Source organism: Amycolatopsis jiangsuensis, from assembly GCF_014204865.1.
Lineage (GTDB): Bacteria > Actinomycetota > Actinomycetes > Mycobacteriales > Pseudonocardiaceae > Amycolatopsis > Amycolatopsis jiangsuensis.
Map to the genome: position 1 here is coordinate 668,737 of NZ_JACHMG010000001.1, position 21,613 is coordinate 690,349.

At 71.2% G+C, this 21,613-nt stretch carries 21 protein-coding genes; 15 read left to right on the forward strand and 6 right to left on the reverse strand.

Going from position 1 to position 21,613, the window contains the following annotated elements; all coding sequences use genetic code 11:
- Window positions 1–64: 64 nt before the first annotated feature.
- Entirely contained in the window at window positions 65–1,699 is a 1,635-nt protein-coding gene (locus tag BJY18_RS02815) for a S1C family serine protease (RefSeq protein ID WP_221457524.1), read from the forward strand.
- A gap of 217 nt (window positions 1,700–1,916) precedes the next feature.
- Window positions 1,917–3,032 (forward strand): chitinase, encoded by a 1,116-nt coding sequence (locus tag BJY18_RS02820; protein WP_184777406.1) that lies wholly within the window; start codon window positions 1,917–1,919, stop codon window positions 3,030–3,032.
- Here the strand turns inward: BJY18_RS02820 and BJY18_RS02825 are convergent, their stop codons facing one another.
- Entirely contained in the window at window positions 3,033–4,031 is a 999-nt protein-coding gene (locus BJY18_RS02825) for an aldo/keto reductase (RefSeq protein WP_184777408.1), read from the reverse strand. It abuts the gene before it with no gap.
- Window positions 4,032–4,124: 93 nt separating this feature from the next.
- Between BJY18_RS02825 and BJY18_RS02830 the strand changes: the two genes are divergently transcribed.
- Together BJY18_RS02830 and BJY18_RS02835 are read left to right on the forward strand one after the other, a co-directional pair.
- Complete coding sequence (locus BJY18_RS02830) at window positions 4,125–4,508, forward strand: MerR family transcriptional regulator (protein ID WP_184777410.1); 384 nt, start codon at window positions 4,125–4,127, stop codon at window positions 4,506–4,508.
- A 61-nt stretch (window positions 4,509–4,569) separates the two neighbouring features.
- Window positions 4,570–5,130, forward strand: coding sequence for a cysteine hydrolase family protein (locus BJY18_RS02835; RefSeq protein ID WP_184777411.1), 561 nt, complete (start codon window positions 4,570–4,572; stop codon window positions 5,128–5,130).
- 600 nt (window positions 5,131–5,730) lie between these two features.
- Here the strand turns inward: BJY18_RS02835 and BJY18_RS02840 are convergent.
- Window positions 5,731–6,603: a prolyl oligopeptidase family serine peptidase gene (locus BJY18_RS02840; protein WP_184777412.1), complete on the reverse strand. Its 873-nt coding sequence runs from the start codon at window positions 6,601–6,603 to the stop codon at window positions 5,731–5,733.
- 691 nt (window positions 6,604–7,294) lie between these two features.
- A complete protein-coding gene (locus BJY18_RS02845) occupies window positions 7,295–7,570 on the reverse strand; it encodes a YggT family protein (RefSeq protein ID WP_184777414.1) in 276 nt (91 codons plus the stop codon).
- Window positions 7,571–7,756: 186 nt separating this feature from the next.
- Between BJY18_RS02845 and BJY18_RS02850 the strand changes: the two genes are divergently transcribed.
- The 7 genes from BJY18_RS02850 (at window position 7,757) to crcB (ending at window position 13,351) form a co-directional block, all read left to right on the forward strand.
- Window positions 7,757–9,478 carry an IlvD/Edd family dehydratase gene (locus BJY18_RS02850; protein ID WP_184777416.1) on the forward strand — a complete coding sequence of 574 codons (1,722 nt, stop codon included), beginning with the start codon at window positions 7,757–7,759 and terminating at the stop codon, window positions 9,476–9,478.
- Window positions 9,478–10,320: a fumarylacetoacetate hydrolase family protein gene (locus BJY18_RS02855; protein ID WP_184777417.1), complete on the forward strand. Its 843-nt coding sequence runs from the start codon at window positions 9,478–9,480 to the stop codon at window positions 10,318–10,320. The genes BJY18_RS02850 and BJY18_RS02855 overlap by 1 nt, the downstream gene beginning before the upstream one ends.
- 114 nt (window positions 10,321–10,434) lie before the next feature.
- Window positions 10,435–10,728: an isoamylase early set domain-containing protein gene (locus BJY18_RS02860; RefSeq protein WP_221457525.1), complete on the forward strand. Its 294-nt coding sequence runs from the start codon at window positions 10,435–10,437 to the stop codon at window positions 10,726–10,728.
- A 244-nt stretch (window positions 10,729–10,972) separates the two neighbouring features.
- Complete coding sequence (locus BJY18_RS02865) at window positions 10,973–11,614, forward strand: TetR/AcrR family transcriptional regulator (protein ID WP_184777420.1); 642 nt, start codon at window positions 10,973–10,975, stop codon at window positions 11,612–11,614.
- A gap of 2 nt (window positions 11,615–11,616) precedes the next feature.
- Entirely contained in the window at window positions 11,617–12,279 is a 663-nt protein-coding gene (locus BJY18_RS02870; RefSeq protein WP_184777421.1) for an enoyl-CoA hydratase-related protein, read from the forward strand.
- A 170-nt stretch (window positions 12,280–12,449) separates the two neighbouring features.
- A complete protein-coding gene (locus BJY18_RS02875; protein WP_312873714.1) occupies window positions 12,450–12,986 on the forward strand; it encodes a fluoride efflux transporter FluC in 537 nt (178 codons plus the stop codon).
- Entirely contained in the window at window positions 12,983–13,351 is a 369-nt protein-coding gene (gene crcB, locus BJY18_RS02880; protein WP_184777423.1) for a fluoride efflux transporter CrcB, read from the forward strand. The genes BJY18_RS02875 and crcB overlap by 4 nt, the downstream gene beginning before the upstream one ends.
- A gap of 48 nt (window positions 13,352–13,399) precedes the next feature.
- Here crcB and BJY18_RS02885 read toward each other — a convergent pair whose 3' ends face one another.
- The 3 genes from BJY18_RS02885 to BJY18_RS02895 form a co-directional block, all read right to left on the reverse strand.
- Window positions 13,400–14,632: an alpha/beta fold hydrolase gene (locus BJY18_RS02885; RefSeq protein WP_184777424.1), complete on the reverse strand. Its 1,233-nt coding sequence runs from the start codon at window positions 14,630–14,632 to the stop codon at window positions 13,400–13,402.
- 703 nt (window positions 14,633–15,335) lie between these two features.
- A complete protein-coding gene (locus BJY18_RS02890) occupies window positions 15,336–15,611 on the reverse strand; it encodes a hypothetical protein (protein ID WP_184777425.1) in 276 nt (91 codons plus the stop codon).
- A gap of 317 nt (window positions 15,612–15,928) precedes the next feature.
- Window positions 15,929–16,732: a siderophore-interacting protein gene (locus BJY18_RS02895; RefSeq protein ID WP_184777427.1), complete on the reverse strand. Its 804-nt coding sequence runs from the start codon at window positions 16,730–16,732 to the stop codon at window positions 15,929–15,931.
- A gap of 627 nt (window positions 16,733–17,359) precedes the next feature.
- Here BJY18_RS02895 and BJY18_RS02900 point away from each other — a divergent pair.
- The 4 genes from BJY18_RS02900 (at window position 17,360) to BJY18_RS02915 (ending at window position 21,609) form a co-directional block, all read left to right on the forward strand.
- Complete coding sequence (locus BJY18_RS02900) at window positions 17,360–17,755, forward strand: hypothetical protein (RefSeq protein ID WP_184777429.1); 396 nt, start codon at window positions 17,360–17,362, stop codon at window positions 17,753–17,755.
- Window positions 17,756–17,803: 48 nt separating this feature from the next.
- On the forward strand, window positions 17,804–18,085 hold the full coding sequence (locus tag BJY18_RS02905) for a hypothetical protein (RefSeq protein WP_184777430.1): 282 nt from the start codon (window positions 17,804–17,806) through the stop codon (window positions 18,083–18,085).
- 195 nt (window positions 18,086–18,280) lie between these two features.
- Window positions 18,281–20,059, forward strand: a complete 1,779-nt coding sequence (locus tag BJY18_RS02910; protein WP_184777432.1) for a flavin-containing monooxygenase — start codon at window positions 18,281–18,283, stop codon at window positions 20,057–20,059.
- The gene (locus BJY18_RS02915) at window positions 20,056–21,609 is read left to right on the forward strand and encodes an outer membrane protein assembly factor BamB family protein (RefSeq protein ID WP_184777434.1); all 1,554 of its coding nucleotides are present in this window, start codon (window positions 20,056–20,058) and stop codon (window positions 21,607–21,609) included. The genes BJY18_RS02910 and BJY18_RS02915 overlap by 4 nt, the downstream gene beginning before the upstream one ends.
- Window positions 21,610–21,613 lie beyond the last annotated feature (4 nt).

Genomic DNA, 21,613 nt, shown 5'->3' on the forward strand with positions numbered 1-21,613 from the left:
GAAACTCTCAGGTACGTGGTGTGTCCTGAACGGGCGAAGGCCACGAGCGACGCTGGAGCGGCAGATGAGCGAGCAGGAACCGACCCCGGGCCGTGATCCGCACGGTCACCCCGCCTCGGGCGGGTACAACGTGCTGGGTCGTCCGTGGGTGGCCCCGCCCGGTCCTCCGCCGGCCGGGGCCTCGGCTCCGGGGAACGGGTATCCCGGGCCGGCCGGCGCTCACCCGGGCGTGGGTCAGGCGGGTGCCGGGCCGGGTTCGTCGTATCCGGCGGCGGGGCAGCCTGGTCCCGCGTACCCGGGGGCCGCTGCCCATCCGGCGGCGCAGCCGGGCTATCCGGTGTGGGAACCGTACTGGGCTCAGCAGGCTCCGCGGCCGAAGCGCAGCCATCCGGTGCGGGCCGCCGCGATCGCCGTGGGCACGATCGGGTTGTCCGTCGCGGTGGGGCTCGGCGTCGGGCACTACGTGTGGCAGCCGCACGACGTGGCGTCGGACCGGGACCTCGGCTCCTTGGGCACGCCCGGGGGAGCCTCGAACACGGCGATCGACCCGAAGGCGATCGCGGACAAGGTGGATCCGGGCATCGTCGACGTGAACACCGAACTCGGTTACCAGGGCGCGGCCGCGGCCGGGACGGGAATCGTACTCACCGGGGACGGCGAGGTGCTCACCAACAATCACGTCGTCGAAGGTGCGACCAGCATCCAGGTCACCGACATCGGCGACGGCCGCACGTACACCGCGTCCGTGCTCGGCTACGACCGCAGTCACGACGTCGCGGTGCTCAAACTCGCCGGTGCCTCCGGCCTGGCCACCGAGAAGATCGGAGATTCGTCGAAGGTCGCGTCCGGCGACGCGGTCGTGGGCATCGGCAACGCCGGCGGCACGGGCGGTGAACCGGCTGTGGCGCCGGGCCGGGTCCGGGCGCTGAACCAGTCGATCACCGCGTCCGACGAATCCAGCGGTTCGTCGGAGAAGCTGACCGGCCTGATCCAGGTCGACGCGAACATCCAGTCCGGCGATTCCGGTGGCCCGCTCGCCAACGCGGACGGCGAAGTGATCGGCGTCGACACCGCCGCTTCGGCGGGCTACCAGTTCAACGGCCAGGGCGGTCCCGGTCAGGGTGGCCTTGGCCAGGGTGACGGGGGCCTTGGCCAGGGTGACGGGGGTTTCGGACAGGGGCAGGGCGGTCTCGGTGAAGGCGGTCCGGGGCAGGGCATGCCGGGCGAGAGCCAGGGCGGCCGGAACGGTTCCGGCAGCCAGCAGGGATTCGCGATCCCGATCAACCAGGCGGTCACGATCGCCCACCAGATCGTCGGCGGTACCGCGTCCGACACCGTCCACATCGGAAAGAGCGCGTTCCTCGGCGTGACCGTCTCCGACGCCGGCGGCGGGCGAGCCCCGAACGAGCAGGGCCCGGGCGGCCAGGGACAGGGTGAGCAGGGGCAGGGGCAGATCCCATCGTCCGGCCAGGGTGCGGCCATCCAGGACCTGGTGGCCGGCGGCCCCGCCGGGACGGCAGGCCTCGCCGCGGGCGATGTGATCACGGCGCTGGACGGCAAGCCAGTGGACTCGGCCACGACCCTCACCACGCTGATGGACCAGCATCATCCGGGCGACAACCTGACCCTGACCGTGCTGGACGACGCCGGCGGGCAGCACGACGTCACCGTCACCCCGGCCGAAGGCCCGGTCGGCTGACGGCGGACCTGCGCACACCCGGCCGCCGCGGTCACAGCCCAGGACGGGCTTGCGTACGCGGGCGTCGTCGTCTTCCTCGGGGGTGAGTCGGGGTTGTGTGTGCAGGTGAGCCGTCGCCCGCGAACCCCGCCGCATGACGACCCTACGGAAGTGGTCTGGACAAATCCTCCAGTGGTCCAGACAATAGGAGCCCTCCCTGCCGACACCGGAGGTCGCGATGAGGCGTTCCCGACTGTGTGTGCTGATGGCCGTGCTGGCGATGGTGACCGGCGGGTTCCTCGCCGGTCCCGGAACCGCAGGTGCCGCCTCGGCCGCGTTGCCCAAGCATTCCCTGATCGGTTACCTGCACGCGAGTTTCGCGAACGGGTCCGGTTACGTGAAGCTCGCCGACGTCCCGGATGCCTGGGACATCATCGATCTCGCGTTCGCCGAGCCGACCTCGCCGACGTCCGGCGAGGTCCAGTTCAACCGGTGCCCCGCCGAGGAGTGCGCCGGGGTGGAGAGCGACGCCGACTTCATCGCCGCGATCCGGGCCAAGCAGGCGCAGGGCAAAAAGGTGCTGATCTCGATCGGCGGCGCGAACGGGCAGGTCCAGCTCACCACGACCGCCGCGCGTGACGCGTTCGTCAGTTCCGTCTCGGCGATCATCGACAAGTACGGCCTGGACGGTCTGGACGTCGACTTCGAAGGGCATTCGCTGTCGCTGGACTCCGGCGACACCGACTTCCACAAGCCGACCACGCCGGTCGTGGTCAACCTCATCTCCGCGCTCCAGTCGCTGAAGTCCCGCTACGGCGACAAGTTCGTGCTCACGATGGCGCCGGAGACGTTCTTCGTCCAGGTCGGCCACCAGTTCTACGGCGGCTCCGGTGGCGGCGACGCGCGCACCGGCGCGTACCTGCCGGTGATCTACGCACTGCGTGACGCGCTGACCGTGCTGCACGTCCAGGACTACAACTCCGGCCCGGTGATGGGCCTCGACGAGCAGTACCACACGATGGGCGGCGCCGACTTCCACATCGCGATGACCGACATGCTCAAGGCCGGCTTCACCGTCGCCGACACCGGGCAGACGTTCCCCGCGCTGCGCGACGACCAGATCGGCTTCGGCGTTCCGGCGACCGGCGAGGCGGGCAACGGCTACACCCCGCCCGCCGACGTCCAGACCGCGCTGACCTGCCTGGCCAAGGGCACCGGCTGCGGAAGCTACACCCTGCGCGGCGGGCCGATCCCCGGTCTGGCCGGCCTGATGACCTGGTCGATCAACTGGGACCACTTCTCCGGCTGGGCGTTCCAGGACGCACACCGGCCGTTCCTGGACTCCCTTTCCTGATCAGCGGAAGGGCCGCAGCCGCTCGAAGACGTGGTACGGAAAGGGCAGCTCGGTCCGGCTGCCCTCGGTGAGCCGGTCCACGAGGTCCTGCGGCACGTCCAGGGCCAGCGCGCCGAGCGTGTCACGCAGCTGCTCCGTCGACCGGGCGCCCACGATCGGGCTCACGACGCCCGGCCGGCGCAGGACCCAGTGCAGTGCGAGCTGGGCCGGCGTGGCACCGTTTTCCCCGGCCAGCTCACGGAGCACGTCGAGCACGGCCCAGCGGTGCGCGGAGTGCTCGGCTCCGGCGAGCCGGCCCTCGGCCGCGCCGGTCCGGCTGTACTTGCCGGTGAGGAATCCGCCGGCCAGCGGGCTCCACGGCTGCACCGCGATGCCGAACTCCCCGGCCAGCGGGACGAACTCGTTCTCGATGGCCCGTTCGACGAGCGAGTACTCCAGCTGCAGCGAGGTGATCGGCGGGCCGCCGAGCATGGCCGCCTTGGTCGCGTACCACGCCGGGACGTCGCTCAGCCCGACCGCGCGCACCTTGCCCGCGCGCACCAGCTCGTCGAACGCCGCGACGACCTCCTCGGCCGGGGTGAAACCGTCCCAGACGTGCAGCCAATACAGGTCGACGTGGTCCACCCGGAGCCGTCGCAGCGAACGCTCCAGCGACGCGATCATGTTCTTGCGCCCGTTGCTGCGGTTGGCGAGGTCGGGGACCTCCCGGCCGCCCTCGGCGACGCGCGGGCCGGAGTACTTCGTGGCCAGCACGACGCGGTCGCGGTCGGGCAGCTCACGCAGGAACTCGCCGACCAGCTCCTCGCTGCGTCCGTCGCTGTAGTTGTTCGCGGTGTCGACGAAGTTGCCCCCGGCCGCCAGATAGTCGCGGAACACCGCGCGCGAGGCCTCGTCGCCGGAACACAGCCCGGCCGTGCCGAAGGTCATCGCCCCCAGTGCGATCGGCGAGACCAGCAGACCGGAACGGCCCAGTGGCCGCAGTTCACTCAAGTCCGTCATGCCTGCGAGTGAAGCACCCGGAGTCCGCTCCGGGTCAATCCCGGCGAACCCGGTGCTTGACCTGGAGCGTGCTCCAGGTGCGACTCTGGGTGGGTGGATTCCTATTCGCCGGCCGAGGTCACCGCCCGGACCGGATTCAGCATCGACACCATCCGCTACTACGAGCGCATCGGGCTGCTGCACGAGGTGGGCCGCACCGCCGGTGGCCGCCGTCGCTTCACCGAGGAGGACCTGCGGTTCCTGCAGCTGTTGCGGTGCCTGCGCGACACCGACATGCCCATCGCCGAGATGCTGCGTTTCGTCGGGCTGCTGCGCGACGGCGAGCACACCGCGGCACAGCGGCTCGAGGTGCTGCGCGAGCACGAGAAGCGCGTGACCGAGCAGATCGAACGGCTGCACGGGCACCAGGAACACATCCGGATGAAGATCACCTACTATCGCGCCGAGTCCGAACAGCAGAACGTCGCGGCCGTCTGACGCGTCGTTTTTGTCGGAGGTCCCGGCTAGCGTGAACGCCACCTGACCGAGGGGAGGCGTGATGACCACGCTGGAAGACCGTCCGAACACCGCGTTGCTGGTCGTGGACGTGCAGAAAGGCGTCATGGCGGTGTCGCACGAGGCGGGCACCGTGGTGGCGAACGTCGGTGTGCTCGTGACGAAGGCCCGGCGGGCCGGGGTGCCCGTGGTGTGGATCCAGCACTCGGACGAGGGCATGGCCAGGGGCAGCGACGGCTGGCAGTACGTTCCCGAGCTGACCCGGGCGGAGACCGAGCCGCTGGTGGAGAAGAGTTTCCCGGATTCGTTCGAGGACACCACGCTGGAGCAGGTGCTCGCCGGACTGGGCGTGGGCCGCCTGGTGGTGAGCGGAGCCCAGACGGACGTCTGCATCCGCTCGACCCTGCACGGCGCACTGGCCCGCGGCTACGACGCCACCCTGGTGAGTGACGCGCACACCACCGAGGACCTCACCGAATGGGGCGCCCCACCCCCGCCGCAGGTCATCGCGCACACGAACCTGTACTGGCGTTTCCACACCGCCCCGGGCCGCACCGCCGGCACGGTGACCACAGAGGAGGTCGATTTCGGCACGGGATCGTGACCGCGCGGCGACCCGGCGGCGCGGAGTTCCGGCGGCGCTCCGGCGGCGGGGAGTCCTGGCGCTGCGGTGTCCTGGCGGCGCGGTGTCCTGGCGCTGCGGTGTCCTGGCGGCGCGGTGTCCTGGCGCTGCGGTGTCCTGGCGGCGCGGTGTCCCGGCGCTGCCGGTGCCGCGGAGTCCCGGCGCTGCCGATGTCGCGGAATCACGACGCTGCCGGCACCGCGCCTAATAGCACTGCGCACTGTCAGCACCGCCCACTGTCGGCCTGAACTGTCGCCAGCCCAGTGCACCGCCAGCCCAGTGCACCACGACCGGTGACCGACGACCCGCGCGGCGGAAACCGTCAAGACGACTGGCACACCACAACCGGCGGGCCGCGATCACGGACCCGACAACCGCGTACGAAGGACCCACACACGAGAACCTGCCCGAGAACAGTACCTCGGAAACCGCCGGAAATCGGCGCACCAGCACCTGCCGGGAGGCAGCGCGCCAGGCCTCGGCGGGAGTCAGCGCACGAAAACCAACCCGAGGACCGATACACGAGAACCCGGCTGCATCGCGGGTCCGGTAACGGATGCTCGCTGTGTGGATTCGAGACCCTTACCCGAAGTGCTTGCGCAGGAAGGAGATTCCCGTGGTGGTCATTTCGCTGCGGACGGGGTGGCCGTAGGCGTGGCCGGTGTCGGGGAGCCAGCGGAAGTCGGCGTCCGCGCCCGCGCGCCAGTAGGCGGCTACCAGGGATTCGCTGTGGGCCAACGGGACCGTCGCGTCGGCGGTGCCGTGCGTGACCAGCAGCGGGGCGGCCGTTTCGGTGAGGTGGGTGAGCGGGTTCGTCGCGGCCGCCAGGGCCGGATCGTTCGTCGGGGAGGTGCCGAACAGCCAGGTGTGCGGGTCGGCCCCGGTCACGGCGTGCAGTGAACCGGGCGGGGGAGCGGGCAGCCGCGTGAAGTCCGAGGGCGGGCTCCACGCCACGGCCGCCTGCACGGAGCTGTCCGGGCCGCTCACGCCGACCTCGCCTTCCAGCTCGGGATGGCCGCCGGTCACCGCGAGCAGGACCGCGAGGTAGCCGCCCGCGCCGTGGCCCCAGGCGGCGAGCCGGACCGGATCCAGTGCGAGGGTCCGGCTGTGGTGGCGCAGCCAGCGGACGGCCGCCTTCACGTCGTGCAGCTGCGCCGGGTAACCGGCCTCGCGCCCGTGTCTGAAGTGGACGGTCGCCATGGCGAAGCCGGCCTCCAGCAGCCGTGCACCGAGGTACCGGCCCAACGGCCCCTGCCGCGCTGCGGACGTCTCGCTGTGCACGAACACGACCACCGGCCAGCCCGTCTCCGGCGGGGAGCCGTCCGGCACCGTGAGGTCGAGCAGCAGCGGCCGGTACCCGGTCAGCTGCGCGACCACTGCGTCGCGGTACCGCAGGCAGCCCGCCCCGGGCTCGGGCTCGGGCGGTGCGATCCGGGGCAGCAGTACGTGGGTCACCCCGCGACTATCGTTTGTTCACCACGCAACCGCGAAGCCGTACCACGAAGCGGGACAAGCCCGGCATCCCGGACGCCGCACCACCGCGAGAGCGTTCACGGCGCCCGGTCGAGCTTCGAGTGCCGCGCCGTGCGGAAACGACAGCCCGCAGCTTCCGGTATCTGGTTGCGGGGTGGTCGGATCGCGATCACCTGTGGACGCCGTGCCCCCGCGACAGTGCGCAGGGTGCCCGGTCGAGCTTCGAGTGGTGCGCGGTGTTGGCATGGGACCGCGCGCTGCGGCCTCGACGGTTGGGTGCGGGTTGATTGATCGTGCGATCGCCTTTGGGGCGCTGCGTCACGGCGAGTGCGTTGACTGTGTCCGGTCGAGTGGCGCGCGGTGTTGGCATGAGACCACGCTCCGCAGGCCCGGCATCTGCGCGCGGGTTGATCGATCACGCGATCACCTCGGGACACCGCACGCCCGAGACAGCGCACCCGGCGCCCGATCGAGCCTCCGAATGCCATGCAGTGCGGAACTGAGACTGCGCCCGCAGCCCCCGCACCTCGGTGCGGGCCCATCGATCGCGCGAGCACCTCGACCTCGCTCACCCCCCAGGCGGCAAGGCCGGAACCGCCCCACGCGGTTGTCGCAGGCCTCACCGAGAAGGCACTCCGTCAGGCCGGCCCCCAATGCCAGGCGGAGGCCCGGCTCAGAGTGCGAAAAAGATCGAGCGCACGATCACCGCGCCGAAGAACACCACCGTGAACGCCAGGTCGATGGCCACTCCGCCGGCCCGTACCGGGCGTAACACCCGGCGGACCGGGGCGATCACCGGTTCGGTGACCCGGTGGCTGAACTGCCGCGCCTGTCCCAGCCACGCCGGTCCGGTGGTCACCAGCCGGGTCCAGTCCAGCACCATGCGGACCACCAGCACCAGGATGAACAGGGTCAGCACCCACCCGACCAGCGCTCCGATCAGGCTCATCGCACACCTCGCCACGTTCCGGGGACGGTTCCACTCACCCGGTCCAACGTCCGGGCCCTGCATTCAGTGTCCGGCTTGCCCGTTTTCTCAGCGACTTTTCAGCGAAGCACGCCGCACCGGCGGGCCTTGCCTCGCCGCGCGCTCTGCGGTGGGGTGGGCACGGGCACGAGCGGGAAGGGGATGCACATGGGTGAACGGCGCAGCGCGGCGTGGTTCGGCGCGTCCGGGCGGGCGGGGATGATCCACCGGTCCTGGATGCGTTCGCAGGGCTTCGGGCCGGAGGTGTTCGACGGGCGTCCGGTGATCGGGATCGCGACCAGCGCGTCCGAACTGGCCCCGTGCAACGTGCACCTGGACCGGGTCGCCGAGGCGGTCAAACGCGGCGTCTGGCAGGCGGGTGGCCTGCCGCTGGCGTTCCCGACCATGGCGACCGGCGAGACGCTGATGCGCCCGACCGCGATGCTCTACCGCAACCTGATGGCGATGGAGGTCGAGGAACTGATCCGCGCCAACCCGCTCGACGGTGTCGTGCTGCTCTCCGGATGCGACAAGACGACCCCGGCGATGCTGATGGGTGCGGCGAGCGTGGACCTGCCCGCGGTGATGGTGACCGGCGGCCCGATGCTCAACGGGAAGTTCCGCGGTCAGGATGTCGGCTCCGGCACGCACGTCTGGAAGTTCGAAGAAGAGCTGAAGGCCGGCCGGATGACCGAGGAGGAGTGCTTCTTCGCCGAGGGCTGCATGGCGCGGTCCAACGGGCACTGCATGACCATGGGGACCGCCTCCACGATGGCCTGTCTCGCCGAGGCACTCGGCATGCAGCTGCCCGGTTCGGCCACCTGGCCCGCGGTCGACGCGCGGCGCTTCGAGACCGCGCAGGCGGCGGGCCGGCGCGTGGTCGCGATGGTCGAGGAGGACCTGCGGCCCTCGGCGATCCTGACCCGGACCGCGTTCGAGAACGCCATCCGTGTCAACGCCGCGATCGGCGGCTCGACGAACGCGATCGTGCACCTGCTCGCGCTCGCCGGCCGCGCCCGGGTACCGCTGGCGATGGCCGACTTCGACGAACTGGCCCGCGCCGTGCCGACCCTGCTGGACCTGATGCCCTCGGGCCGGTTCCTGATGGAGGACTTCTGTTACGCCGGTGGCGTTCCGGTGGTGCTGCGCCGGCTCCTCGAATCCGGTCTGCTGCACGGTGACGCCATCACGGTGACCGGCCGGAGCGTGGCGCACGAGTCCGCCGAGGCGCAGTGCTGGAACGACGAGGTGATCACCGAGGTCGGCGAGCCGTTCCAGCCGGCCGGTTCCGGGACCGCCGTGCTCACCGGCAACCTGGCTCCCGAAGGCGCGGTGCTCAAGCAGTCCGCCGCCTCGCCGGACCTGCTCACGCACACCGGCCCGGCGCTGGTGTTCGACACCGCCGAGGACTACCACCGGGTGGCCGACGACCCGGACCTGGCTGTCACGCCCGCCACCGTGCTGGTCATCCGCGGCGCGGGCCCGAAGGGCTACCCGGGGATGCCCGAGGTGGCGAACGTGCCGGTGCCGGCGAAGCTGCTGAAGGAGGGGATCACCGACCTGGTCCGCGTCTGCGACGGCCGGATGTCCGGCACCGGGTACGGCACGGTCGTCCTGCACGTCAGCCCGGAGTCCGCGACCGGCGGCCCGCTCGCCCTCGTGCGCACCGGCGACCGGATCACGCTGGACACGCCCGCGCGGTCGCTGACCCTGCACGTGCCGGACGAGGAGCTGGCCGTCCGCCGCGCGGAGTGGACGGCGCCCGAAACCCCGTACGAGAGCGGCTACACCTGGCTGTACCGAGCGCACGTACTGCAGGCCCACGAGGGTGCGGATTTCGATTTCCTGCGTGGCAGAAGGGGTTCCGCCGTGCCGAGGGATTCGCACTGATGCGCCGGCTGCTCAGGACCCCTTCGGGCTGGAGCGTTTCCGATGGCACCGGCACCGGGGCGCTGCCCACCGGTACGACCCTGGGCGGCCTGCTCGGTGGATCCGCCGAGGAGTTCGGGGCGGCTCTCGCCGCCGTGGATCTTTCGTCCGGCGTCCCGGAATCCCTGCTGGCGCCGGTGGACGACGACACCGAGGTGTGGGCGGCCGGTGTCACCTACGAGGTCTCGCGCGAGGCCCGGATGGAGGAGAGTGACGACGCCGACGTCTACGCGCGGGTGTACGAAGCGGATCGGCCGGAACTGTTCTTCAAGAGCATCGGGCACCGGGTACGCGGGCCGGCGCAGCCGATCGGCGTCCGGGAAGATTCCACTTGGGACGTTCCCGAGCCGGAGCTGGCCGTGGTGTGCACCGCCGGCGGCGAGATCGCCGGGTACACGATCGTCGACGACGTGAGTTCCCGCAGCATCGAGGGGGAGAACCCGCTGTACCTGCCGCAGGCGAAGACCTACCACGGGTCGTGCGCGGCCGGACCGTGGATCGTGCCCGCCGCCGAGGTGCCGGATCCGTACGCGCTGGCGATATCCGTGACCATCCACCGCGGTGGGGCGCTCCGGTGGTCCGGTGAGACGAGCACCGCCCGGCTGCACCGCAGGCTCGCCGACCTGGTGTCGTGGCTCTACCGCGGCGACTGCTACCCGCGTGGAGCCGTACTGGCGACCGGGACTTCGGCGGTACCGGGCGCGGAGTTCACCCTCGAAGAGGGCGACGAGGTCACCATCTCGATCGAAGGCATCGGGACTCTGCGCAACCCGGTACAGCGCGGCCGATCCCCGTTTTGCTGAACGGAGCCGGGGGAGTCCCTGTGGGTTCACCCGGACGTGGCGGCCTTCGTGCGTGGGCGCCCGCCGGTCGTCGTGGAACGATTCAGACCACAGGATTCGGCCGCGACGGAGGGAATGCGCGTGATCAAGACCAGCCGGGGCCGGGCGGGCAGGCCGGCGTGGCGCGTGACGTTCATCCTGCCGGCGGATGCCCCGCCCGGTCCGGTGAGCGTCGTCGGCGATTTCAACGACTGGCAGCCCGGACGGCACGTACTCCGGAAACGATCCAACGGCACCCGTTCGGCCGCGGTCGACGTGCCCCCCGGCGCGCGGCTGCGCTTCCGTTACCTGGCCGAAGGCGGCTGCTGGCTCGACGATCCGGACGTGCCCGCCCGGGACGGCCGGGACTGCCTCTTCGTCGCGGACTGAACCAGCCAGGCGACTCCGGCGTGCCCGGCGAGTTGTGGAGCACCTGTTCTGAGCGCACGTGAGCACAGTTCCCCGCTCGCCGGACGATTGCTGTCCTCGGCCGGCGGCGAAAGACCAACCGGTTCGGCCAGAGGTGCTGATTTCCCCCTGGCTGAACGAGTTGCCTCGACGGCGCGGCCGGCTCGCCGTGGCTCGGACCACATCGGGATGGTTGTGGAGCGGATGTTCCGTTACTGTCCCGGACATGGCCCGTCCCCGTATCCACGACCCCGAGCGGATACTCGACGCCGCTGAACGGCTGGTGGCCGTTCTCGGGCCGGGGGAGCTGACCGTACGGCGGCTGGCGCAGGAGGCCGGGGTGCCGAACAGCGTGCTGTACCACGCGTTCGGTTCACTGCCGGCGCTCGTCGGAAGAACCTGGCTGCGTGCTGCCACCTTCTTCCTCGATGAGCAGGAGCGGCTCGTCGGCGAAGCGCTCGCGGCCGGGGACCGGGTGGGTGCGGTGGTCGCCGCGGCGGACACGCCCGCCGTCGTCGCGGCGGTCCGGCCGGAGGCGGCGCGGCTGATGATCTCCGTGCCGGCCGATCGCGTGCTCGGCCCGCAGCTGCCCGAGGACCTGGTGGATGCCTTGCACGCCTTGGACAAACGCCTGGTGCGGCTGCTCGTCCGACTTGCCCGGGAGCAGTGGGGCCGCGGCGACGGAGCGGCGGTCGAGGTGATCACCACCTGCGTGGTCGACCTGCCGACCGCTCTGCTGCGCCGTGAACTGGCGACCGGACCGGCCACGGCGGACAGCCGCCGGCGGCTGTCCGCGGCCGTGCGCGCGGTGCTCTCCCTCCCGCCCCCGGACCGTCCGGGGCGGCCTGCAGTGTCCGGAAAGGACTGACCGTGCCCGAACTCACCCGCACCGACGCGGTTTTCGTGCTCGACCTCGGCGACGACGAGAACCGGTTCGCCCCCGCCTGGCTGGAGGCGGTCACCGCGCACCTCGACACCGTCGTCGCCGGTGCCGAACCGGCCGCGCTGGTCACCGTCGGTGGCGGCAAGTTCTACTCGAACGGCCTCGACCTCGAGTGGCTGGCCGGGCACGGCGACGAAGGGGACCGGTACGTCGCTGCGGTGCACGAGCTGCTGGCCCGCATGCTGTCCCTGCCGGTGCCGACGATCGCCGCGGTCAACGGCCACGCGTTCGGCGCCGGCGCGATGCTCGCGATGGCGCACGACTTCCGTCTGATGCGCGCGGACCGCGGCTACTTCTGCTTCCCCGAGGTGGACATCGGCATTCCGTTCACCCCCGGGATGGCCGCGCTGCTGCAGAGCAAGCTGACCCCCGCCGCGGCCGTCGCGTCGATGACCACCGGACGCCGGTTCGGCGGCCCGCAGGCGGCTGAGCTGGGCCTGGTCGACGGCACCGTCACGCAGGACGCACTCGTCACCGCCGCGACCGAGAGCGTTGCGGCGCTGGCCGGAAAGGACAGGGGGACGCTCGCCGCGATCAAGTCCACGATGTTCGCCCCGGCGCTGGCCACCTTGCGGGAGCACGGGAACTGATCCGGTAAGCTCGGGTGTGCGGCGGTGGGGCTCGCCGCTCCGGGACATCCGGACAACCGCGGTTCCGGCCGCCAACAGTCCCTACTCGACGTGTGACCCGGTGTCCGGTGGAGTAGGAGAAGTCTGTGCCCGACCAGCCTGTGCCCGGTAATCCACTGCCCGACAAGCCTGTGCCTGACGAATTCGGGCCCGGCAACCCCGTGCCCGATCCGCTGCCGGAGGCCGGGCAGTCGTCCGGGGAGCCCATCGACCCCGACGTCGACCTCCGGGATCCGGTTCAGCGCACCGAACTGGTCCGCCGGCACGGGCCGGTGCTCGGGGCGATCGCGCTCGGTGGCGGGCTCGGCGCAGTGGCCCGCTACGGGCTCGCGCGGGCGGTGCCGGCTGCCCCCGGCGGTTTCCCCTGGGCGACCTTGTTGACGAACGTCGCCGGCTGCTTCCTGATCGGCGTGCTGATGGTGCTCGTCACCGAGGCGTGGCAGGCGCACCGGCTGGTGCGCCCCTTTCTGGGCGTCGGCATCCTCGGCGGGTTCACCACGTTCTCCACCTACGTCGTGGAAACCCGCGGGTTGCTCGGGCCGGGCAGTGTCCCGCTCGCCTTCGGTTACCTGGCCGGCACGCTGGCCGCGGCACTGCTCGCGGTGGTGCTCGGCCACGCCGTCACCCGCAGGGCAGTGCTCGGACGGACGGAGGTGGCCGGCCGATGACGGTGCTGCTCGTTTTCCTCGGCGGCGCGGTGGGGGCACCGCTGCGGTACCTGACCGACCGGGCAGTCCAGTCCCGGCACCAGTCGCTGTTTCCGTGGGGCACGCTCACCGTCAACCTCGCCGGCTGCCTCGTCCTCGGCGGGCTGACCGGGGCGGGGGCTGCGTTGCCCGCACCGTTGTTCGCCCTGCTCGGCACGGGATTCTGCGGTGCGCTCACCACGTACAGCACGTTCGGATACGAGACGGTCCGGCTCGCCGAGCGACGGGCCTACCTCGCCGCGGTCGCGAACGTGGTGGTCAGTCTCGCCGCGGGTTTCGGCGGCGCGGTGTTCGGCTACGAGGTCGTGCAGGCCCTGGTCAGCTGACCGCGGTGGTCGCACCTGGCCGCCGCGCGGCGATCCGGTGACCGGGGTTCACACCCGGCCGCGGACCAGGTCGATCAGCCGGCCCAGCACGTGCTCCCCGGACGCGCGGAGCCCGTTGTGCTCGTACTCGCTGGTCAGCCAGGTCCGCAGAGTGGGCATCAGCCGGGCGGTCTCCTCGGAGAAGGCCCGCTCGACGTAGACGTCTTCGGCGTAGATGGCGGCCGCGGCCGGCACGGTGCACGCGCGCAGCCTGTCCGCGTCGTAAAGCCGGGGCCATTCGTGCGCAGCCAGCAGCTCGGCGGCTTCGCGCAGCGGACGGAGGCCACGGACGTCCTCGAACAGCCACGGGAAGACGTGTTCGCCGGTGAGCAGCGTGGGGTCCTCGGTGAAGTCCGCGGGCAGCACGCGCTCCGCGGACCAGCGGGTGGCGAAGCCGTCGGCGTACGAGGATTCGTGGACCACGGAGTAGAGCGGATTGCGCGCGGTGAAGGGGAGCATCGTCATCACGTCGTGGGCGAAGGCAGGCGACGCCGGCTCGCGTTCGAGCAGGTAGTGCAGCGTCTCCGGACCACCGCTCGCGCCGAGGACGTAGCCGAGCTGGCGGAACAGGCGCGCGGTGAGCGGACTCCCGTCGGGCAGCGTGATCTCGCCGGCGTCCAGACGGGGCAGCAGCGCGCGGACACGGTCGCGGTCGGCCGGGTAACGTTCGTAGTAGCGGCGGTTGCGCTCCAGCATGGCGGCGAACGTGGCGGCGTAGACCTCGTCCGGATCACGGTGCAGCGGCGGCAGGCCGCCGGTGAAGAACGCTTCGCGCAGCCCTTCCGGCGCCTGGGAAAGGTAAGCGAGCGTGCAGAAGCCGCCGAACGACTGGCCCAGCACGCTCCACTGCGGCACACCCAGCCTCTCGCGGATCAGCTCGGCGTCGGCGACGATCGAGTCCGCGCGGAAGTGCGTGAGGTATTCGGCCTGCTCCTCGGGTGACCTGCCGGGCAGCGTGCCCACCGGGGTGGACCGGCCGGTGCCGCGCTGGTCGAGCATGAGCACGCGGTACTCGCGCAGCGCCCGCGGCAGCCACCCGGGCGCGGACGCGGACGGCCGGGGCGCCTCCTGCCCGGGACCGCCCTGCAGGTACACCAGGAACGGCCGGTCGAGCCCGTCCGGGGCGGCGACTTCCCGGGCGAACACGGTGATCTCCCGGTCCCCTGGCCGCGAGTGATCCAGCGGCACGGAGAACTCGTGCTCGGTGAGGACCAGACCGGGGACGTGCACGCGGTTGCTCATGCCCTCGATCCAACCAGCCGCCCGGCGGGGAGGCCACCGCTTTCCCCGGGACGGCAGTGCAGTTCCGGCGAACGTGCCGGGATGGATCGGATTGCGTGCTGCTGTGCCGGTTTTTGCTGCTGCGCCGGTGCTCGGCAGCGTGTGTTGCTTCGCGGTGTGGCTGGGTCACTGGCACTCGTTGCTTCGCCGTGGCCGGCTGGTGCGCTGCTCCGGCTGTTCGCCGGTGCTCGCTCCTTGAGGTCGCCGCTGGTGGGTGCTCGATGCGTCGGGGTGCTGCTGACGGTTGTTCGTTGCTGGGGGCGTTCGATGGGGGCTCGTTGCAGGGCGGCGTGGTGGGGTTGCGGGGACTTGCTGCTTCGCCGTGCCGGATGTGCGGCCGTGCTCACTGCTTGGCGGCTGCCTGCCGGTGCTCGTCGCTTCGCCGTGTGGCTGCGTCACTGGCACAGGCGGCATCGCCGTGCCGTTCACCGGGCGTTTCTTGCATGGCATCGAGTGTTGCTTGCGGGTTACTCGCTGCCTCGCGGTGTGGGCGGGTCGCTGGCGCTCGTTGCTTCGCTGTGGCCGGCTGGTGCGCTGCTCCGGCTGTTCGCCGATGCTCGTCGCCTGCCGGGCACGGTGCCTTGCCGGGCACAATGCTGCCTGATGGCCGGCGAGCCGGGGCATAACGCGTGCTCGTCCGTCCACAGCAGACGGCCGGGGCGGGTTACTCCTTGCCCAGGGAACGCCGGATCTCGGCCAGCTTGTCCTTCGCCGCCTTGTCGCGGTCGGCGATCTTCTTGTCCAGCGACTCGATCGTCTCCGGGCCGCCGATCCCGGCGACGTCCTGGGAGCCGATCGACGTGGTGTAGCGCTTTTCGATGCGGTCGCGCACGTAATCGTAGGACGGGACGCCGCCCTCGCTGTAGTCCGCTTCCGGCACTGCCGGGCCCTGCCCGAGCGCGGGGTCGAACGGCTGCTCGCCGGGGTTGTCCGTGGTCATCGTCTCGCTCCGTCCCTCGTCAGGTCCACCCTACGCGACCACGCCCGGCCTGCGGGACGTTTCACCGGTCCGGATCCGCGGTAGCCCGGATGGGACGGCCGATCGCCGGCCGTCCGGTGACCGGAAAGGAGTGCCCGATGCCCAGCGTCCGCCTCACCGCGCCACCCGCCCCGCCGGAGCCCGTCCCACCGGCCCCGGTCGAACCCGATCCGGTGCCGCCCTCGCCCGGGCCCGACCGGCCACTGCCCGAGCCCGAACCAGTGCCCCCGGATTCCGAACCAGGTCCGGAGTAGACTGTCCTCTTCGGACTGTCCCGGTCAGCCGGCGGCGGCGCGCCCGTGCTTCCAATAACCGAAGAACGCGATGTTTCCCTTCGGCACACCGCGTTCCCGTGTGAGAAACCGGCGTGCGCCGGTGGCAAGGCCGCTTTCCCCGGCCACCCAGGTGTAGTCCGGTGGATCGGCGGGATCGAGCCCGGTCAGCACGTCGAGCGCGAGCCGGCCGGGTAGCCGGTCGTCCTCGCGCACGAGCCACCGCACCTCAGCCCCGGCCGGCGCGGCGACCGGCTGGATATCGCCGGGCGCGCCGACCTCGAGTAGCACTGTGGCCTTCAGGTCGACGGGTGAAGCTTCGAGCACGGCCAGCGCGGCGGGCACGGCGCTCTCGTCGGCGATGATCAGCTGGGTGCCGCTGTCCGGCGGTAGAAAGGTGATGCCTTCGTCGAGGAGCCCCACCTCGTCGCCCGCCTTGGCGGCGAGCGCGAATCTCGTGGCGGGCCCACCGTCCTCGTGCACGGCGAACTGGACGTCGAGCTCCGCGGCCTCGGGCCGGAAAGCGCGGACGGTGTAGTTGCGCACCCACGGCCTTGAGGTTTGGCTCATCAGCAGGTACTGGGCGAACCACCGGTTGCTCGACGCGGTGGGCAGGCGCAGTCCGGACTGCCCCTCGCGCGGGAAGAACAGCCGGACGCACTGGTCAAATCCGAGCGGGACGAACTCCGCGAGCGCCTCTCCGCCGAGCGTGAGGGTGACGAAGTGCTCCGATGTCCGCTCGGTCCGCACGACCGGAGCCCGGAGAAGCCGGCGCACCGCGGGCGCGCGCCGCTGGGGAATGGTGGGCATGGGACGTCCTGAGAGTTGATTAGGTTAGGGTTGCCTTAGTTGAAGCTACTCCGACCGCGGGCGTCCGGCAATGAGTGATGGTCGGCCGGGCGGCTCGTGGCGTGCGGACGGTCGGTCGGCCGGCCGGCTGCCCGCCGCCGGTAGGCCGGGGTCAAGGCTGCTTGGGGCGTCCGGGAAGTGATGCTCACTCTTCGTGTCCCACTGGTCGAGTGAAGGTTCGTCCGGGTTTCGCGCGGATCCGGTGACGCAGAGTGTGCGCGCCTCTGACGGGTGCGGCCTGCGTCGGCTCGGGACCGGCCGGATGTGCGGATGACGTGCGATCCCTCGGAACTGCTCAGGAGTGATGTGCAAGATTCGGTACGACCGTGGGCGCCGGCGACCGTCGGCGGAAGGGCGAGCGGCGCCTGTTTCGAGTGCTTGCGCTCCGTAGTGGAAGGCATCACTCGAACCGCTGGGCGACCGTGAAATACCGTTCGGCGCGACACTCCGGGTACCAGCGGGCGGTGACGGAGGGTTCCGGTCACGATGAGGTGGCCGGCATTGCCGGGCGTGGAAAAGGTGGCCCCTGCGGACGCACGGGCCACGCGGAGTCCGTGTACCTGCTTGGGAGACAAGGAAAAGGACCTCGTGACCGGATCGTCGGACATCCTCGGAGAGCCGGACCGTGTCCGTCGCGTCCGGGTGGCCGTGGACTGGCTGCCCGCCGAACGCGAACGGCGCATCGCGACCCGCGAAGAGATGATCGCGGCCGGTGCCCGGGTGCTGGCCCGCCACGGCCAGGGCCGGCACCGCAAGCCGGAGACCCGGAAAAACTGGCTGCACCTGTTGGCCGAAACGTTCTCGGCCTGGTTGCCGGCACTGCGCGTGTGCCTGCTGCTGATCGCCGGCGCGGTGGTCCTCGCCGGCGTGGTGCTCATGGCGAGCCCCGAGGTCGGCGCGGCGATCGGCACGTTCGTGGGCATCGCCAGCCTGGTGGGCGCGGCCGCCCTCCGACCGCGACGGGCCCCCTCGCACCGGTGCTGAGCGGCCGATCCGGTCCCGGGAGCGAAATCGGTCGCCGAGCCTTGTGGCGTGCCGGATGGCTCGTTCGCGCGCCGGGTGACTTGCCAGGGTGTGCAGGATGACTCATTCGCGCGCCGAGCGACTCGCCACGGTGTGCAGGATGATTTCGAGCAGCCGGCGCTACGGCGTGGGCTCGGGCCCCTCGATCAAGCCGCCGACCGCCTGGTTGGCGGTGGCTGCAAGGTCCGCTTCACCGACCAGTGCGGCCAGGACACCTTGGTCGAGCTCATGACCGACGGCATCCTGCTGGCAGCGCACAGGATCATCGACTTCCCGGTGGGTCAGGAGTAGTCAGTCCGACGGTGTACGCACGATCTCGTCTTCCGGTGTCGGGTCAGCGTGATCTACAGATGTTCACAGGAGTTCCGCGAAGGCGCGCACCCATTAAGTCAGCCACTTGACTTAACGCCTCGAACTTGCTTACCTGAAGACCATCGAACGAACACTGCGCCGGCACGCTACGAGCCGGGGCGAAGGGGAGGTGTGATGGTCGCGGTCGGCCGCGCGGGGCTGGGGTTCGATCCGGAGGAGCTGCGGGCGCGTTACCGGGCCGAGCGGGATCGCCGGGTTCGTCCGGACGGGGCCGCGCAGTACCGGGGCGCGGTGGGGGAGTTCGGGTACTACGCCGAGGATCCCTACCGTGCCGGTGATCCCGAGCGCGCGCCCCTGCGGGACGAGGTCGAGGTCGTCGTGGTGGGCGGGGGGTTCGGCGGGCTGCTGGCCGGCGCCCGGCTGCGGCAGGCGGGCGCCGATCGGATCCGCGTGATCGAGAAGGGCGGCGACTTCGGCGGGACCTGGTACTGGAACCGCTATCCGGGCATCCACTGCGACATCGAGTCCTATGTGTACCTCCCGCTGCTGGAAGAGCTGGGCTACGTCCCCGAGTGGAAGTACTCGCCGGGCGAGGAGATCCGCCGGTACGCGCAGTCGATCGGGCGGCACTTCGGGCTCTACCGCGACGCCTGCTTCGGCACTTCGGTGACCGGCCTGGACTGGTCGGGCGACGCCTGGATCGTGCGCACCGACCGGGGTGACGAGATCCGCTCCCGCTACGTGGTCGTCTCCAACGGCACCCTCGATCGTCCGAAGCTGCCGGGAATTCCTGGCATCGAGAATTTCGCCGGACACACCTTCCACACCAGCCGCTGGGACTACGGGTACACCGGCGGCACCGCGGACGGCGGGCTCACCGGGCTGGCGGGCAAGCGGGTCGCGCTGATCGGTACCGGCGCCACGGCCGTGCAGGTCGTGCCGCACCTCGGGCGTGACGCCGGGCAGCTGTACGTGTTCCAGCGCACGCCTTCCTCGGTCGACGTGCGCGGGAACCGGCGCACCGATCCCGGCTGGGCGGCTTCGCTCGAGCCGGGGTGGCAGCGCGAGCGGCGCGACAACTTCCTCGAGATCGTCAGCGGCGCACAGGTCGAGGAAGACCTGGTCGCCGACGGCTGGACCGGCAGCGCACAGCTGCTGCGCAACCTCGTGCCGAGCACCGCCTACGCCGGGCTCTCCCGGGAGGAACGCGAGGAGGTCGACGAGCTGGCGGACTTCCGCAAGATGAACGAACTCCGCGCCAGGGTGGACGAGCTGGTCACCGACCCGGCCACGGCCGAGCTGCTCAAACCCTGGTACCGCTACATGTGCAAGCGGCCCACGTTCAGCGACAGCTACCTGCAGACGTTCAACCGGCCCAACGTGTCCTTGGTGGACACTGCCGACCACGGCGGCGTCGAGCGGATCACCGAGACAGCCGTGGTCGCCGGTTCCCGCGAGTACGAAGTGGACTGCATCATTTTCGCCACGGGGTTCTCGGTCGGCGCGTCCGATGTGTTCACCGGACGGCTGCCGGTGCACGGCCGGGACGGGGTGTCCCTGCTGGAGCACTGGAGCGAGGGGCCACGCACCCTGCACGGCTTCTACAGCAACGGCTTCCCCAACCTGTTCCATCTCGGGCCGGCGCAGAACGCCAGTTCGGTGAACTTCGTACACGTGCTGGACGAGCAGGCAGTGCACGTCGCGCAGGTCGTCGCGAAGGCCGGGGGCAAGCGAGTGGAGCCGAGTGCGGACGCCGAGCAGCGGTGGGCGGACACGATCCGCGAAACCTCGCCGGACCGGCAACGCTTCCAGGAGGAGTGCACTCCCGGCTACTACAACAACGAGGGCCGCCCGCGGGCGCGGGCCCATTCCTTCGGCGGCGGCGCGGTGGCCTTCCACGAGCTGCTGCGCGAGTGGCGGTCCGGTGACATGGCGGAGGTGCTGCCGGAATGAGCGGCGCGACGGTGCGCCGGCTGGTCCCGCCGCAGCGGATGGCCGGTTCGAACGGCATCGTGTTCGGCCCGGACGGACGGCTGCACGTCGCGGAGTACCTGGCCGGACGGGTCAGTGCGGTCGACCCGGCCACCGGCGACGTCGAGGTGGTCACCGGAGCCGGCGATCCGGTGCAGTCGCCGGACGATCTGGCGTTCGGCCCGGACGGTTCGCTGTACCTGACCGATCTGGTGCCCGGACGGGTGTGGCGGCGGGTCCCGGACGGTCGCTGGAGCATGGTCACCGATCGCGTCGCGGTGCCGAACGGCATCGCCTTCGCCGGCGATCGCCTGTTCGTCAACGAGATGCGGCCCGGCGGCCGGCTGCTGGAGGTGTTCCCGGACGGCGGGGAACCGGTCGTGGTCGCCGGCGGGCTCGCCATGGGCAACGCGATGCAGCTCGGCCCGGACGGCTGCCTCTACTACCCGCACATGCTGACCGGACAGGTGTTCCGCGTACCGCCGGACGGTGGTGCGCCAGAACTGGTGGCCGGCGACGTGCTGTCGCCGGTCGCGGTGCGGTTCGACCGGGGCGGGCTGCTGGTGGTTCTTTCACACGGCCCGGCCGGGATGGTGACGCGAATCGACCTGTTCGGCAGTGGTGCGCGAAGTGCGGCCCCGTGCGGGATCGGCGGACTGGACAACGCGGCGTTCGACGACGAGAACCGGATGTTCGTGTCCAGCTACGCCGCCGGCGGCATCGCCGAACTGCACCCGGACGGACGGCGACGGGAGCTCGTGCGGCCGGGGTTCGCCGGTCCGTTCGGGGTCGCCGTCGACAGCGCGGGGAAGGTGCACGCCGCCGACCACTACCGCGTCACTTCGCCGTCCGAAGGACGGGTGTCCACCACGGACTTCCTGATCTTCAGTCACGGCATCGCCGCCGACGGCGAGGTGCTGCACGTCACGTCCCAGTACGGCGAGGTGCGCACCTACCATCCGGCGGACGGGCGGAGCCGGGTGCGGGCCCAGGGCCTGGACCGTCCGGTCGGGGTCGCGACGCGGGAGGACGGCGTGCTGGTCGTCGCCGAGGCCGGTGCCGGGCGGATCGTGGCCATCGACGACACGGACGCGGTGACGGTGCTCGCCGAGGGTTTCGCTGCCCCGGTCGACGTGGCGTTCGACGGCGCGCGGTGTTACGTGAGCGACGAGGCGGCTGGTGCGGTGCTGCGGATCGAGGACGGGCGCGGCGTTCCGGTGCTGACCGGGCTGGCCGCGCCGCAGGGCCTCGCCGTGCGAGACGGTGAGCTGATCGTGCTCGAGACCGGCAGGCGGCGGCTGCTCGCGGCCGATCCGGGCACAGGTGACACTCGGTTGGTCGCCGGGGACCTCGCGGTCGGCAGCGACCGGGAAGTGCCCGCGCTGTTCACCCACGGGCTGCCCGGCGTGCCGCGCCGGTTCGCCGGGGTGGCAGTGGGTCCGGGCGGCGCGCTGTACATTTCCGCGGTCGGGGAAGGGTCCGTCGGGCTCGTCGAGGAGGAAGCCGCGCCGCCCGGTGCGGCGGGAGAGTGAGGTG